We start from the raw sequence: 12,586 nt of genomic DNA, 5'->3' as shown, positions 1-12,586 counted from the left end.
GAGGGGCGTTTGAGAAAGTACGACGACGATGAAAACCAACCGGATTTCTTTTCAGGGTGAAGCGGGTGCCAATTCCGATACGGCGTCGCGCAACATGTTTCCCGGTATGGAGCCATTGCCGTGTCCGACTTTTGAAGACGCCTTCAACGCAGTCGAAACCGGCGCTGCCGATCTGGCGATGATTCCGATCGAAAACACGCTGGCGGGCCGTGTTGCGGATATTCATTATCTGCTGCCATTGGCCGATATGCATATTGTTGGCGAATATTTCCTGCCGATTCATTTTCAGCTGATGGTGCTTCCGGGCGTCAAGCGCGAAGAAATCAAGACGGTACACAGCCATATCCATGCGCTGGGCCAGTGCCGCAAGGTCATCCGCCAGAATGGCTGGAAGCCTGTCATTGCTGGCGATACGGCGGGTGCTGCACGCCTCGTTGCTGACACACAGGACCGTTCGATGGCTGCCCTTGCACCGCGTCTGGCCGCCGATCTCTACGGTCTCGATATTCTGGAAGAAAATGTCGAGGATGCGGAAGATAATGTGACCCGCTTCGTCGTTCTTTCGAAGGAAAAGCAATGGGCCCCGCGCCCGGAAAACAGCGAACGCATCATGACGACGTTCGTCTTCCGCGTGCGCAACGTTCCGGCAGCGCTTTACAAGGCGATGGGTGGCTTTGCCACCAACGGCGTCAACATGACCAAGCTTGAGAGCTATCAGATCGGCGGGCGTTTCATCGCCACGCAGTTCTATGCCGATATTGAAGGGCATCCGGAAGACCGCAACGTGCAGCTTGCCTTGGAAGAACTCGAATTCTTCTCCAAGGAAGTGCGCATTCTGGGCGTCTATAAGGGCAGCGACATTCGCGGCACGCAGCTTCTTGCTGCTGAGTAGTTCAGAAAATACCGGGCGGAATCAGTTTTCCGCCCATGCCTTGATCAGATGGGTTGCTATGGCGCCGGATGGCGGCACCCGCAGCCCATTTTCATGTGTGCCCGCCAGCATGCTGCGGACTTCCCGCTTGCCGAACCAGCGTCCGTCTTCCAGTTCCGAACGGTCGATGGTGAAGTCGTCTGACAGCACTTCGGCATGGCAGCCGATCATCAGCGAATAGGGAAACGGCCAGGGCTGGCTGGCGTGATAGCCGACGCGACCGATGGCAAGCCCCATTTCCTCCTGGCTTTCACGACGAACTGCCGCTTCGATGGTTTCGCCATGTTCGATGAAACCGGCAAGGCAGGAATAGGAACCGGCAGCAAAATGCGGGCTGCGCGCCAGAATGCATTTGTCACCGCGCACCGGCAGCATGATCGCCACCGGATCGGTGCGCGGAAAATGCTCTACCCCGCAATTCGGGCATTGGCGCTTGGCGCCACCGGCCCGCATTTCAGTCTTTGTGCCGCAACGTCCGCAGAAACGATGGTTGTTGTGCCAGGCAGTCAGCGCTGCCGCTTGCGCCAGCGCGCCAAGCAGATCGGCTGAAACCAGCCCTTCCATATAGATGCTGCGATAGTCCTGTGCCCGGAATGGCGCTTCCAGAGTTTCAGGATCAATCGGCGCCATCAGGGCGACGAGCGGCGCGCCGTCCTGAAGCCCGAGAAACACCGGCTCATGCAGATCGGGCGCAAAATCCCTGGCTTCGCTGAAGCGGAAGAGTGCACGGGGCGTCTTCTCATCCGTATAGTCGAGCAGCAGCTTGTTGCCGCCCAGTACCATGACGCGGGTTTCAGGCAACTCCAGCGCGGTGAAAGCCTGATCGTCGTGACGCTTTTCGGACTGGCGGTCGATGCGGTTGCCACCAAAGCCGACAAAACGGCTCGGTTCGATTTCCGGCAGGTCGTAGAGGCGGAAAGCCATGATGCTCTCGAATATATGTTTGATCGGATGGGGGAGGTTACAGCGCCGCGCGAATGTCGGCGATCAGCTTGCGGGCGTCTTTTTCGTCATAGGTCTCACGCGTGCCATGGCCCCAGACGGGGCCGGGCCATCCGGCATCACCTTCGTTGCGGGCGATGACATGCAGATGAAGCTGACGCACGATATTGCCCAGCGCGCCGGTGTTGATCTTCTGGCATTCGGTGACCGTCTTCAGCGCCTGTGCCACCAGTCCGGCCTCGAAGGTCAGGATTGTCTGGTCGAGCGGCGTCAGATCATGAATTTCGGAAAGATTGGCCCTGCGCGGCACGAGGATAAGCCACGGCCAGCGGCGGTCGTTCATCAGTCGCAACTCGCAAAGGCCGAGTACGGCGACGGAAAAAGTGTCGGCATCAAGCCGTTTGTCGAGTTCGTACTGTGTCATGTGCTGATTCTTACCAGTTTTTTTCGTTCTGCGCTTGCTTTTTGCGCTGCGATTGACGATATGCAGCGTGGGAGGTTGGTGGTGGACGAGCCACTCGCCAACCGGGTCAGGTCCGGAAGGAAGCAGCCCTAACGAGCCAGGCACGGGTCGCCGTGCCAGCCTCCCACCCTTTTCTCATTCGCCATTTTTCCTGGCTGTCTGGCGGCTTTTGATGGCCCTGTTGATGGACAGTGTCCGTTGTTGACGTCGCTCATAGGTCCGGTCCAAACTGGCGGTCGAGAAAAAAGCGTAACAGGAAGAACGGAAGGGTCGCCATGGATACGAAATCCGCTGGCATAGCTGCCGATGGGGCCTATCGCGTTCTCGCCCGCAAATATCGTCCGCAGAATTTCAACGATCTCATCGGCCAGGAGCCGATGGTGCGCACGCTCAAAAATGCTTTTGAGACGGGGCGCATCGCGCAGGCCTGGATGCTTACCGGCGTTCGCGGTGTTGGCAAGACGACGACAGCGCGCATTCTGGCGCGGGCGCTCAACTACAAGACCGATACTGTTGATCAGCCGACAATTGACCTCTCTGTCCCCGGTGAGCATTGCCAGGCGATTATGGAAGGCCGCCATGTCGATGTGATCGAGATGGACGCCGCCTCGCATACCGGCATCGACGATATTCGCGAGATCATCGAGCAGGTGCGCTATCGCCCGGTGTCGGCGCGCTACAAGGTCTACATCATCGACGAAGTGCACATGTTGTCCAATCAGGCCTTCAACGGCCTGTTGAAGACGCTTGAAGAGCCGCCGCCGCATGTGAAATTCATCTTCGCCACCACCGAAATCCGCAAGGTGCCGATCACCGTTCTGTCGCGCTGCCAGCGTTTCGACCTGCGCCGCATCGAATCGGGCACGCTGGCGCAGCATTTGCGCCGCATTGCGGAAGCCGAGCAGATCGAAGTCGACGATGCGTCGCTCGCCATGATTGCGCGCGCCGGTGAGGGCTCCGCCCGCGATTCGCTATCGATCTTTGATCAGGCCATTGCGCATGGCGCCGGTCAGGTCAGCGCGGAAGCCGTGCGCTCCATGCTGGGGCTTGCCGACCGCGCCCGGATCATCGACCTGTTCGAAATGCTGATGCGCGGCGATGTGGCCGCTGCTCTCACTGAGTTTCGTGCCCAATATGATGTCGGTGCTGACCCTTCGGTTGTGCTGACCGACCTGGCGGACTTCAATCATCTCGTGACACGCCTGCGCTTCACGCCCGATGTGGCGGAAGATGTGTCGCTGTCGGAAGATGAACGTGTGCGCGGTCGCGATTTTGCGCAAAAACTGTCGGTGCGCGTGTTGTCTCGCACCTGGCAGATGCTGCTCAAGGGCATTGCGGAAGTGGATACGGCGACCCGTCCGGTACAGGCTGCCGAAATGTTGCTGATCCGTCTGGCGCATGCGGCCGATCTGCCGACGCTGGACGAAGCCTTGCGCGGCCTCGAAAACGGTTCTGTTTCCGCTGGGCGTCCGCAGCCTTCGGGCAATCCTCGCTCCAATGGCAACGGCGCGCCGGAAGCACGTTTCGCCGCCGATGCCGTCGGTTCGGCCTCCATGGCATCCGCCTCGGGCGGACCGGCCACCGCCATGCGTATCGTGGAAACCGCTCCGCAACCGGTTCAGCCGCCTGCTCCGCAGCCAATTGCCGAGAGCACGCCGCAGCCTTCCGTGCCGGTCAACAGTCTGAATGACATCGTTGCGATGGCAGACAAGCATCGCAACATGCAGTTCAAGATTCTGGTCAAGAACTGTGTGCGTCTGGCGTCCATCGCGCCTGGACGTCTTGAAATCGGTCTGACCGACGATGCGCCGAAATCGCTGCCGAGCGAGATCGCGCAACATTTGTTGAACTGGACCGGTATTCGCTGGGTGGTGACTGTGGCGCGTGATGTTGCGAGCCAGACCGTTGCCGAAGCGGAAACGGAGCGTCGCGACAATCTCGTGACTGATGCCCGCGCCGATCCGGATGTGGCAGCCATTCTCGCGGCCTTTCCGGGCGCGAAAATCACCGACGTGCGCATTGCCGTGGCGGAACAGAACGATGACGAGGACATTGACCTCGACGCCGTTGCTGAAGTGCCCGGCGAGCCGTCTGAAGATGACTGAAGTATCGAAGACTATGGAGTAAACCCATGCGTGACATGATGGGCATGATGAAGCAGGCGAAGGAATTGCAGGCCAAGATGAAGGCCATGCAGGACGAAATCGCCAATCTTGAAGCCACGGCCTCTTCTGGCGGCGGTCTGGTGACGATCACCTTGTCCGGCAAGGGCACCTTGTCGGCGCTGAAGATCGATCCGTCGCTGGCCAAGGAAGACGAGGTGGAAATCCTCGAAGACCTGATCATCGCGGCGCATAACGATGCCAAGGCAAAACTGGAAGCTGTGATGGCTGAGAAGACGCAGTCGCTGACGGCGGGTCTTCCGATTCCTCCGGGTTTCAAGCTGCCGTTTTAAGGCAGTAGGGGAATAAGGGAATAGGGGAGTATGTTTGGTCGGCTGATTGCCGCCATGTCGCATATTCCCTCATTCTCCTCCCCCTACTCACTTATTCCCCTATTCCCTTACTCCCTTAAGAAAATGTCCAAACGAATCGCCGGTCCTGAAATTGAACGTCTGATCCAGCTTCTGGCCCGCGTACCGGGTCTGGGGCCGCGTTCGGCGCGCCGTGCGGCGCTGCATCTCATCAAGAAGAAAGAAGCGCTTCTGGTGCCGCTGGGCGGCGCCATGCAGGAAGCTGCCGAAAAAGTGCGCATCTGTTCGTGCTGTGGCAATGTCGATACGTCCGATCCCTGCACCATCTGCACGGATGAGCGCCGCGATCCCACCACGCTGATCGTGGTGGAAGACGTGTCCGATCTCTGGGCACTGGAACGGGCGGGCACGATGAATGTGCGCTACCATGTTCTGGGCGGTCGCCTGTCGCCGCTCGATGGCATCGGTCCCGACGATCTGAACATCAAGGGGCTGGTGGAGCGTGTCGCAACCGGCGAGATCAAGGAAGTGATTCTCGCGGTCAATGCGACCGTCGAAGGTCAGACCACCGCCCATTACATTACCGATCAATTGGCGAATTTCGAGGTTCGCGTTACGCGTCTCGCTCATGGCGTGCCGGTGGGCGGCGAACTCGATTATCTGGATGAAGGCACGCTGGCTGCCGCCTTGCGAGCGAGAACCACACTCTAGCTTTTCAGGAGAAACGTGATGGCAGCAAGCCGTTGGAAGCATGCTTTGAAAACTGCTCTGGGTCTTGCCGTTATTCTTGCTGTTTCTCCCGCTGTCGCGGCGCCTTCCAAGGCGCAGATCGAAAGCCAGTATCGCAACTGGATCGAGCGGGATCTCTGGCCTGAAGCAAAGGCAGCGGGTGTTTCCCGCGCCGTCTTCGATCAGGCTTTTGCGGGCGTGACGATCAACTGGAAATTGCCGGATCTGGTCATCCCCGGTGAAAAACCGTCGACGCCGAAAGAGCAGAAGCAGGCAGAATTCGGCGCGCCGGGCAAGTATTTCAATGCCAAAACCATGGCGTCGGTCACGAGCGGCGGTCAGGCGCGCTATGGCCAATATGCCAGTCTTTTGAAACGCATCGAGCAGAAATATGGTGTTCCGGGGCCGATCGTTGTTGCGATCTGGGGCCGGGAATCCGGCTTCGGCACGGTCAAGATTCCCTACAATGTGTTTGAAGTTCTAGGCACAAAGGCCTTTATGGCAACGCGCAAGGACATGTTTCGCAAGGAGCTGATCGCTGCGCTCGAAATCGCGTCCAAAGGCTATATCGACGAAAGCGCCATGAAAAGCTCCTGGGCTGGCGCGCTTGGACAGCCGCAATTCATGCCGACTTCCTATCTCAAGCACGCTGTCGATTTCGACGGCGACGGCAAGCGCGACATCTGGAATTCCGTGCCGGATACGCTGGCTTCCATCGCCAATTACCTGAATTTGCATGGCTGGCAGAAGGGGCGCGACTGGGGTTTCGAGGTCAATGTCCCACAGAGCGTGTCATGCTCGCTGGAAGGCCCCGATCAGGGTAAGCCGATTGCGGAATGGGCCAAGCTTGGCATCACCCGCGTCAACGGCAAGGCATTTCCAGCGGGTGAAATGAAGGGCGAGAGCTTTCTGCTCATGCCCGCTGGTCGCTTTGGTCCCGCCTTCATCGTGAGCCCGAATTTCTACGTGCTCAAGGACTATAATATGAGCGATCTCTACGCGCTCTTCATTGGCCATGTCGGTGATCGCATTGCTTATGGTGCGGGAGATTTCCAGCAGTCTTGGGGCAATGTCGGCACGATGTATCGCTCGGATATCGCGGCGATGCAAAAGCGCTTGCAGGCCCTTGGTTATGATGTTGGCAAGCCGGATGGATTGCCGGGCTTCAAGACGCGCCGCTCGATTGGTCTTTGGCAAGCAAAGAACGGCGTGGCTTCGACTTGTTTCCCCCAGCCTGAATTACTGCGTCAGATACGCTGACCGGAATCGGCGACGAGCACATCGGCAAAGGCCTGAAGCGCCTTTGTTTTGTAGCGGTCATTGTGCAATAGCATGAGAAACTGGCGTTGCGGCAGGGCAAAGTCCGCCTTGACGAGCGTTCCGGCGGCGAGATGCGGGGCGGCGACCAGTTCGGAGATGGCGGTGACATAATCACCGGAGCGCACTGCCGAACAAATCGCCTCATTGGACGGCAGTTCCAGCGCCACATTCAATCGTGCAGGGTTATAGCCGTTGGCGCGCATCGCATCTTCGAAGACGCTGCGCGTGCCCGAACCCTGTTCCCGCAAAATCCATTTTCCTTCAAACAAACGGTCCCAGGAAAGGCGGCCCACGCCGCTCCATGCGTGGTCGGGGCGTGCCACCAGAATAAGCTGATCGGTTGCCACCTTGTTGATGGAAAGCGATACGGCTTGTACGGAACCTTCCACCAAACCGATGTCGGCTGCACCCTCTTGCGTCGCCTCGGTCACGCTTTCCGTATTGCCCAGTGTCAGGCGCACTTCGATCATCGGATAGGCGCTGTGAAATCGTGCCAGAAAGGGCGGTAGCCAGTAGCTTGCGATTGTCTGGCTAGCGTGGATCGAAAGAATGCCGCGCTTGCCGCCGCCAAATTCCGACAGCATTCGTTCAGCCGAGCGTGCGCGCGCCAGCGTTGCGCGCGCTTCATCGAGGAACAGACGTCCGTCGCCAGTCAGTTCGATGCGGCGTCCGATACGGTTGAACAGTGTCGCGCCATAACGTTCTTCAAGAGTGCGGATCGCGGAACTGACCGCCGAAGGCGTCAGATGCAGCACCTCGGAAGCCCGTGTCAGGTGTTCGCGCTCCGCCACTTCAATGAAAATACGCAGTTGTTCCAGTGTCATAGTCTACACCATTCGATTTTATAGAACGATTTATGCCATATAATGAAATGGATTGAACAGGGAAAGTAAGGCATTAAATCGGAATGGAATTCTCTTTCGATATGAAATGCCGATAATGACATACTCAAAAATCCAGAACATCCTCCCCGGACTTGCACTCAGCATCGGCGTCGCCGCAGTGGCCATCGCTCTTGAGAAAATCGAGGCGCATTATGCCGGCAGAGCGTGGCTCGAAGCGCTGGTGATTGCCATTCTGCTCGGCACGATGGTGCGCACTTTCCTGCGCCCCGGCAAGCAGTTCAGCAAAGGTATCGGCTTTTCGGCAAAGATGATTCTGGAAATCGCCGTGGTGCTTCTCGGCGCATCCATCAGCGTCAGCGCGGTGATCGCCGCCGGTTCCGGTCTAATTCTCGGTATTGCCTGCGTCGTGGTGGTGGCGATAGCGCTGAGCTATGGCATTGGGCGACTGCTGAAGCTGCCGCATCGCATGGCTGTGCTGGTGGCTTGCGGTAATTCAATTTGCGGCAACTCGGCCATTGCGGCAACAGCGCCGGTCATCGGGGCTGAAAGCGAGGATGTTGCCGCCTCCATCGCGTTTACGGCAATTCTCGGCGTGGTCGTGGTGCTGTGCCTGCCATTGTTGGTGCCGCTGCTCGGCTTGTCTCATACCCAATATGGCGTGCTCGCAGGACTGACAGTCTATGCCGTGCCACAGGTGCTGGCTGCGACGGCTCCAGTGGCGACGATCAGTGTACAGCTCGGTACGCTGGTCAAGCTGGTGCGGGTACTGATGCTCGGTCCGGTTATTCTGGCGTTGGCTGTGCTTGCGGGCAACAAGGATGCGGGTGCAAAGCCGGGCTTTTTTCAGCTGGTGCCGTGGTTCATCCTGGGCTTTCTTGCGATGATGGCCCTACACTCACTGCATCTCATTCCAGAAACACTGCTTCCCGGCATTCAATATGCCTCGACGCTGCTCACCATCATTTCGATGGCAGCGCTTGGTCTTGGTGTCGATGTCCGCTCTGTCGCGCAGGCTGGCGGACGCGTGACACTGACGGCGGTGCTTTCGCTGTTGTCGCTAGGTGTCATCAGTCTCGGGCTGATTCATATGCTCGGGGTGGTTTGACGGAAACAGCCCCGCCTCGGTGAGAGACAGGACTGTTTCCTGAACAGAGGTCAGCTGATCAATCAGAACTTATAAGCGACGCCGAGACGAATATCGTTCGAATTCATCTTCTCGTTGGCCTTGATACCGGGAACGGCGAGATCAAGATTGCGTTTGCCGAAATCGGTGTAACGATATTCGAAGCGCGTGACGATATTGTCAGTGACTGCATAGTCAACACCGCCGCCGATAGTCCAGCCGGTCTGTGTCTTGGACTGCGAGATGAGCTGCGTGCCCAGAATATGTGCCTTGTCACCAATATTGCCGAAAGCCGCACCGCCAGCAATGTAAGGCAGGAACCGGTCAAAAGCGTAACCCACACGTGCGCGAGCGGCACCAGACCAACGCAATCGTGTCTTACCTGATGCCAGGCCTCCATAGGAGATGGTTTCACCAACCGATGTCCCCGTGAAATCGCCATCCACGCCCAGAATCACATTTGCTCCGGTATCAAAATTGTAACCGGCATAGATGCCGCCCAGAAAACCGTCCATATTTCCTTTGGAAGTGTAGGATGGTTCCATTGAGAATTTGGAAGACGCCCAACCATAGCCGACCTGTCCGCCGATGTAAGCGCCACTCCAGTTGAAGTTCGTGGCAATAGGAGCGGCTGGTGCCAGAGGTGTTTCCGGAACGATGACATCCGCCGCATGGGCGCCAGAGGCCAACAAAGCTAAAACTCCGGACGCGATAATGGAAATTCTTGCACCCAATATAATTCTCCTAAATATATAATAGTAAATATAAGCAATAATTTGAGATAAATCGAATTATAGAGAGAGTCAATTTAATTTTAGAGATAATTAAAAAAGATAATTCTGATATTTACTAATTTTCGAAATTTAAAGCCTGTCATAAATTGGGATATTGCATGCTGGTGATGATATTTCATCTTCTGGTGAATATGATTATATTTCTTGGGCGTTCATAATGCGGGCGAGGGTGCTGCGTCCGAGGTCGCTCATGGCTGGATTGGAGCAGCGGTAATACCAGACCAAGCCCATGGCTTGCTGGAAAGCCCAGGCTGCGCCACGCTTCCACTCAACAGGTGTCGATTGAAGTCGCGCTCGCGCAATTTCCCGTCTTTCGCTGTCGAAAAGATGCCAGAACGCGATGAGGTCAAGCGCAGGATCGGCGGGTCCGAAGCTTCCGCAGTCCAGCACGCCGACGAGGCGTTCACCTTGCACCAGCAGATTGGCTGGGATGAGATCACCATGATTCATCACATCAGGATCGATTTTGGGCAGCAGGCGAAGACGATCCCACTTGCTTCGTAATCGCGGCACATCGAGAAGATGCTCGCTGTTTTTGAAGCAGACGTCCATCCAGTCATCGTGATCCGCCAGATTGCCGCCCCTGCCCGAGCGATCGAATGTCTGGCCTTTGGTATCGACGGTCCGCAGCGTTGCGATGAGATGAGCAATGTCGAGCGCGAAAGCATTTGAGGCCGCAAGTCCATCGGGCGTGGCGACATCGCCGTCTATCCAGCTTTGTAGAGACCAGTGCACCGGATAATGGGATGTGGGGCGTCCGATTGCGATTGGGCGAGGCGTTGCAAAAGGCGAATGTTCCGCAAACGCCTTCATGGCCAGTATTTCGCTATGCAGCATATTGGCGCTTTCGCTCGTATCCATCATGCGCAAGGGAAAGCGGGCAGCAACGGATGTTCCGATCCGGAAGATTGCATTGACCGTACCAACCGTTCCCACCTGCTCAACAGGGGTGCCGCTATATTCCGGGAACTGGCTGCTGATTGCCGCGCGAGCGATAGTGGCGTCAATGTGGATTTGGTCGCTATGCATTTATCCGGCCACGCTTCTTTTCAAAAGGCTGTGGCGAAGCCTAGCACATCCAAGCCAAGGCGCAGGTTTGGAGCGCAAAGAAAAAGCCCGCCAGAAGGCGGGCTTTTCCATGTTTGTCAGAAGAGAAAAGATTAGTTCTTTTCCTGCTTCTTCAGAGCGGCACCGAGGATGTCGCCGAGCGAAGCGCCGGAGTCGGTCGAACCGTACTGAGCAACAGCTTCTTTTTCTTCAGCGATTTCGAGCGCCTTGATCGAGACCTGCAGCTTGCGGGTCTTCTTGTCGAAAGCGATGACGCGAGCGTCAACCTTCTGACCGACCGTGAAGCGTTCCGGACGCTGTTCTTCGCGATCACGCGAAAGATCCGAGCGGCGGATGAAGCTTTCCAGGTCGTGATCGACCAGGCGAACTTCGAGGCCACCATCGGTAACAGCGGTCACTTCGCAGGTTACAACGGCGTTCTTGCGCAGGTCGCCAGAAGCTGCTGCTTCGCCGACCTTGTCGCCGGAAAGCTGCTTGATGCCAAGCGAGATGCGTTCCTTGTCGATGTCGACGTCGAGAACGACAGCCTTGACCACTTCGCCCTTGTTGTACTCTTCGATAACCTGTTCGCCTGGACGGTTCCAGTCGAGATCGGAGAGGTGAACCATGCCGTCAACGTCGCCGTCGAGACCAATGAACAGGCCGAATTCGGTCTTGTTCTTGACTTCGCCTTCAACAACGGTGCCGGTCGGGTACTTCTGAGCGAACGTCGTCCACGGATTGTCGAGGGTCTGCTTGAGGCCCAGCGAGATGCGGCGCTTGACCGGATCAACTTCGAGCACAACGACTTCGACTTCCTGAGTGGTGGAGAGAATCTTGCCCGGATGGACATTCTTCTTGGTCCACGACATTTCGGAAACGTGGATGAGGCCTTCGATGCCCGGCTCGATTTCCACGAATGCACCGTAGTCGGTGATGTTCGTGACGGTGCCGGTGATCTTTTTGCCGATCGGGTACTTCGCGCCGATACCATCCCAAGGATCGCTCTCGAGCTGCTTCATGCCGAGCGAGATACGATGGGTTTCCTGGTTGATGCGGATGATCTGCACCTTGACCGTCTGGCCGATGGTGAGGATTTCCGACGGATGGTTGACGCGGCGCCATGCCATGTCGGTAACGTGCAGGAGACCGTCGATGCCGCCGAGGTCAACGAACGCACCGTAATCGGTGATGTTCTTGACGACGCCTTCAACAACCTGACCTTCTTCAAGGTTCTGGACGATTTCCGAACGCTGTTCCGCACGGCTCTCTTCAAGAACGGTACGACGCGAGACAACGATGTTGCCGCGACGCTTGTCCATCTTGAGGATTTCGAACGGCTGCGGGACGTGCATGAGCGGGGTGACGTCGCGGATCGGACGGATGTCGACCTGCGAACGCGGCAGGAAGGCAACAGCGCCGTCGAGGTCGACGGTGAAACCACCCTTGACCTGATTGAAGATCACGCCGTCGACGCGCTCGCCATTGGCGAACTTCTGCTCGAGCTTGACCCAGCTTTCTTCACGGCGTGCTTTTTCGCGCGAGAGAACAGCTTCGCCGAGAGCGTTTTCGATACGCTCGACGTAAACTTCAACTTCATCGCCCGGCTTCAGCGTGCCGTCTTTGCCCTTTGCGCCGAATTCCTTCAGCGGTACGCGGCCTTCGACCTTCAGACCGGCGTCGATGATCGCCATGTCCTTTTCGATGGCGACGATGCGGCCCTTGACGACATAGCCTTCAGCAAGATCGTTTTGCGCGAAGGATTCTGCCAGCAGGGACTCGAAATCTGCGCGGGAGGGGTTGGATTGAGACATATATACTCCTGATGCATCCGGAAAATTCATCGGATGCGGCGCCGGGGGTTCGTGTTGTACACTGTCCGACCTCGGCTCCGTCTTTGCAGACAACCGGCGCGTGGA

At 57.3% G+C, this 12,586-nt stretch carries 12 protein-coding genes and 1 other RNA gene; 7 read left to right on the top strand and 6 right to left on the bottom strand.

The window, feature by feature from the left end; all coding sequences use genetic code 11:
* Positions 1-28 precede the first annotated feature (28 nt).
* Positions 29-892 carry a prephenate dehydratase gene (locus FHW00_RS00930; protein ID WP_078337771.1) on the top strand — a complete coding sequence of 288 codons (864 nt, stop codon included), beginning with the start codon at positions 29-31 and terminating at the stop codon, positions 890-892.
* 21 nt (positions 893-913) lie between these two features.
* Here the strand turns inward: FHW00_RS00930 and nudC are convergent, their stop codons facing one another.
* Both nudC and FHW00_RS00920 read right to left on the bottom strand, forming a co-directional pair.
* Positions 914-1,855, bottom strand: a complete 942-nt coding sequence (gene nudC, locus FHW00_RS00925; protein ID WP_078337772.1) for an NAD(+) diphosphatase — start codon at positions 1,853-1,855, stop codon at positions 914-916.
* A 37-nt stretch (positions 1,856-1,892) separates the two neighbouring features.
* Complete coding sequence (locus tag FHW00_RS00920; protein ID WP_078337773.1) at positions 1,893-2,297, bottom strand: HIT domain-containing protein; 405 nt, start codon at positions 2,295-2,297, stop codon at positions 1,893-1,895.
* 70 nt (positions 2,298-2,367) lie between these two features.
* Here FHW00_RS00920 and ffs point away from each other — a divergent pair.
* The 5 genes from ffs (at position 2,368) to FHW00_RS00895 (ending at position 6,798) form a co-directional block, all read left to right on the top strand.
* An RNA gene (gene ffs / locus FHW00_RS00915) (signal recognition particle sRNA small type) lies at positions 2,368-2,464 on the top strand.
* Positions 2,465-2,611: 147 nt separating this feature from the next.
* Complete coding sequence (locus FHW00_RS00910; protein WP_078337774.1) at positions 2,612-4,441, top strand: DNA polymerase III subunit gamma/tau; 1,830 nt, start codon at positions 2,612-2,614, stop codon at positions 4,439-4,441.
* Between the two features lie 26 nt (positions 4,442-4,467).
* Complete coding sequence (locus tag FHW00_RS00905) at positions 4,468-4,791, top strand: YbaB/EbfC family nucleoid-associated protein (protein ID WP_078337775.1); 324 nt, start codon at positions 4,468-4,470, stop codon at positions 4,789-4,791.
* 123 nt (positions 4,792-4,914) lie between these two features.
* Complete coding sequence (recR, locus tag FHW00_RS00900; protein WP_078337776.1) at positions 4,915-5,520, top strand: recombination mediator RecR; 606 nt, start codon at positions 4,915-4,917, stop codon at positions 5,518-5,520.
* 18 nt (positions 5,521-5,538) lie between these two features.
* Entirely contained in the window at positions 5,539-6,798 is a 1,260-nt protein-coding gene (locus FHW00_RS00895) for a lytic murein transglycosylase (RefSeq protein WP_078337777.1), read from the top strand.
* On the opposite strand, the gene FHW00_RS00890 is transcribed toward FHW00_RS00895, so the two are convergent.
* Positions 6,786-7,682, bottom strand: coding sequence for a LysR family transcriptional regulator (locus FHW00_RS00890; protein WP_078337778.1), 897 nt, complete (start codon positions 7,680-7,682; stop codon positions 6,786-6,788). The two genes, FHW00_RS00895 and FHW00_RS00890, sit on opposite strands and share 13 nt — an antisense overlap.
* 106 nt (positions 7,683-7,788) lie before the next feature.
* Between FHW00_RS00890 and FHW00_RS00885 the strand changes: the two genes are divergently transcribed.
* Entirely contained in the window at positions 7,789-8,808 is a 1,020-nt protein-coding gene (locus FHW00_RS00885) for a YeiH family protein (protein ID WP_176168302.1), read from the top strand.
* Between the two features lie 62 nt (positions 8,809-8,870).
* Here FHW00_RS00885 and FHW00_RS00880 read toward each other — a convergent pair whose 3' ends face one another.
* From FHW00_RS00880 to rpsA, 3 genes are all read right to left on the bottom strand, one after another.
* Positions 8,871-9,560, bottom strand: coding sequence for an outer membrane protein (locus FHW00_RS00880; RefSeq protein ID WP_078337780.1), 690 nt, complete (start codon positions 9,558-9,560; stop codon positions 8,871-8,873).
* Between the two features lie 195 nt (positions 9,561-9,755).
* Entirely contained in the window at positions 9,756-10,649 is an 894-nt protein-coding gene (locus FHW00_RS00875) for an aminoglycoside phosphotransferase family protein (RefSeq protein WP_078337781.1), read from the bottom strand.
* 131 nt (positions 10,650-10,780) lie between these two features.
* On the bottom strand, positions 10,781-12,481 hold the full coding sequence (gene rpsA, locus FHW00_RS00870) for a 30S ribosomal protein S1 (RefSeq protein WP_078337782.1): 1,701 nt from the start codon (positions 12,479-12,481) through the stop codon (positions 10,781-10,783).
* Between the last annotated feature and the right edge of the window lie 105 nt (positions 12,482-12,586).

The organism is Ochrobactrum sp. P6BSIII (assembly GCF_014138065.1).
Classification (GTDB): Bacteria; Pseudomonadota; Alphaproteobacteria; order Rhizobiales; family Rhizobiaceae; genus Brucella.
Note: the sequence above shows the minus strand (reverse complement) of the source record. Positions and strands in the feature narration are given on the sequence as shown.

Coding starts and splice junctions, on each gene's coding strand:
- FHW00_RS00930 (WP_078337771.1), top strand. CDS start 29: ATGAAAACCAACCGGATTTCTTTTCAGGGTGAAGCGGGTGCCAATTCC.
- nudC (WP_078337772.1), bottom strand. CDS start 1,855: ATGGCTTTCCGCCTCTACGACCTGCCGGAAATCGAACCGAGCCGTTTT.
- FHW00_RS00920 (WP_078337773.1), bottom strand. CDS start 2,297: ATGACACAGTACGAACTCGACAAACGGCTTGATGCCGACACTTTTTCC.
- FHW00_RS00910 (WP_078337774.1), top strand. CDS start 2,612: ATGGATACGAAATCCGCTGGCATAGCTGCCGATGGGGCCTATCGCGTT.
- FHW00_RS00905 (WP_078337775.1), top strand. CDS start 4,468: ATGCGTGACATGATGGGCATGATGAAGCAGGCGAAGGAATTGCAGGCC.
- recR (WP_078337776.1), top strand. CDS start 4,915: ATGTCCAAACGAATCGCCGGTCCTGAAATTGAACGTCTGATCCAGCTT.
- FHW00_RS00895 (WP_078337777.1), top strand. CDS start 5,539: ATGGCAGCAAGCCGTTGGAAGCATGCTTTGAAAACTGCTCTGGGTCTT.
- FHW00_RS00890 (WP_078337778.1), bottom strand. CDS start 7,682: ATGACACTGGAACAACTGCGTATTTTCATTGAAGTGGCGGAGCGCGAA.
- FHW00_RS00885 (WP_176168302.1), top strand. CDS start 7,789: ATGCCGATAATGACATACTCAAAAATCCAGAACATCCTCCCCGGACTT.
- FHW00_RS00875 (WP_078337781.1), bottom strand. CDS start 10,649: ATGCATAGCGACCAAATCCACATTGACGCCACTATCGCTCGCGCGGCA.
- rpsA (WP_078337782.1), bottom strand. CDS start 12,481: ATGTCTCAATCCAACCCCTCCCGCGCAGATTTCGAGTCCCTGCTGGCA.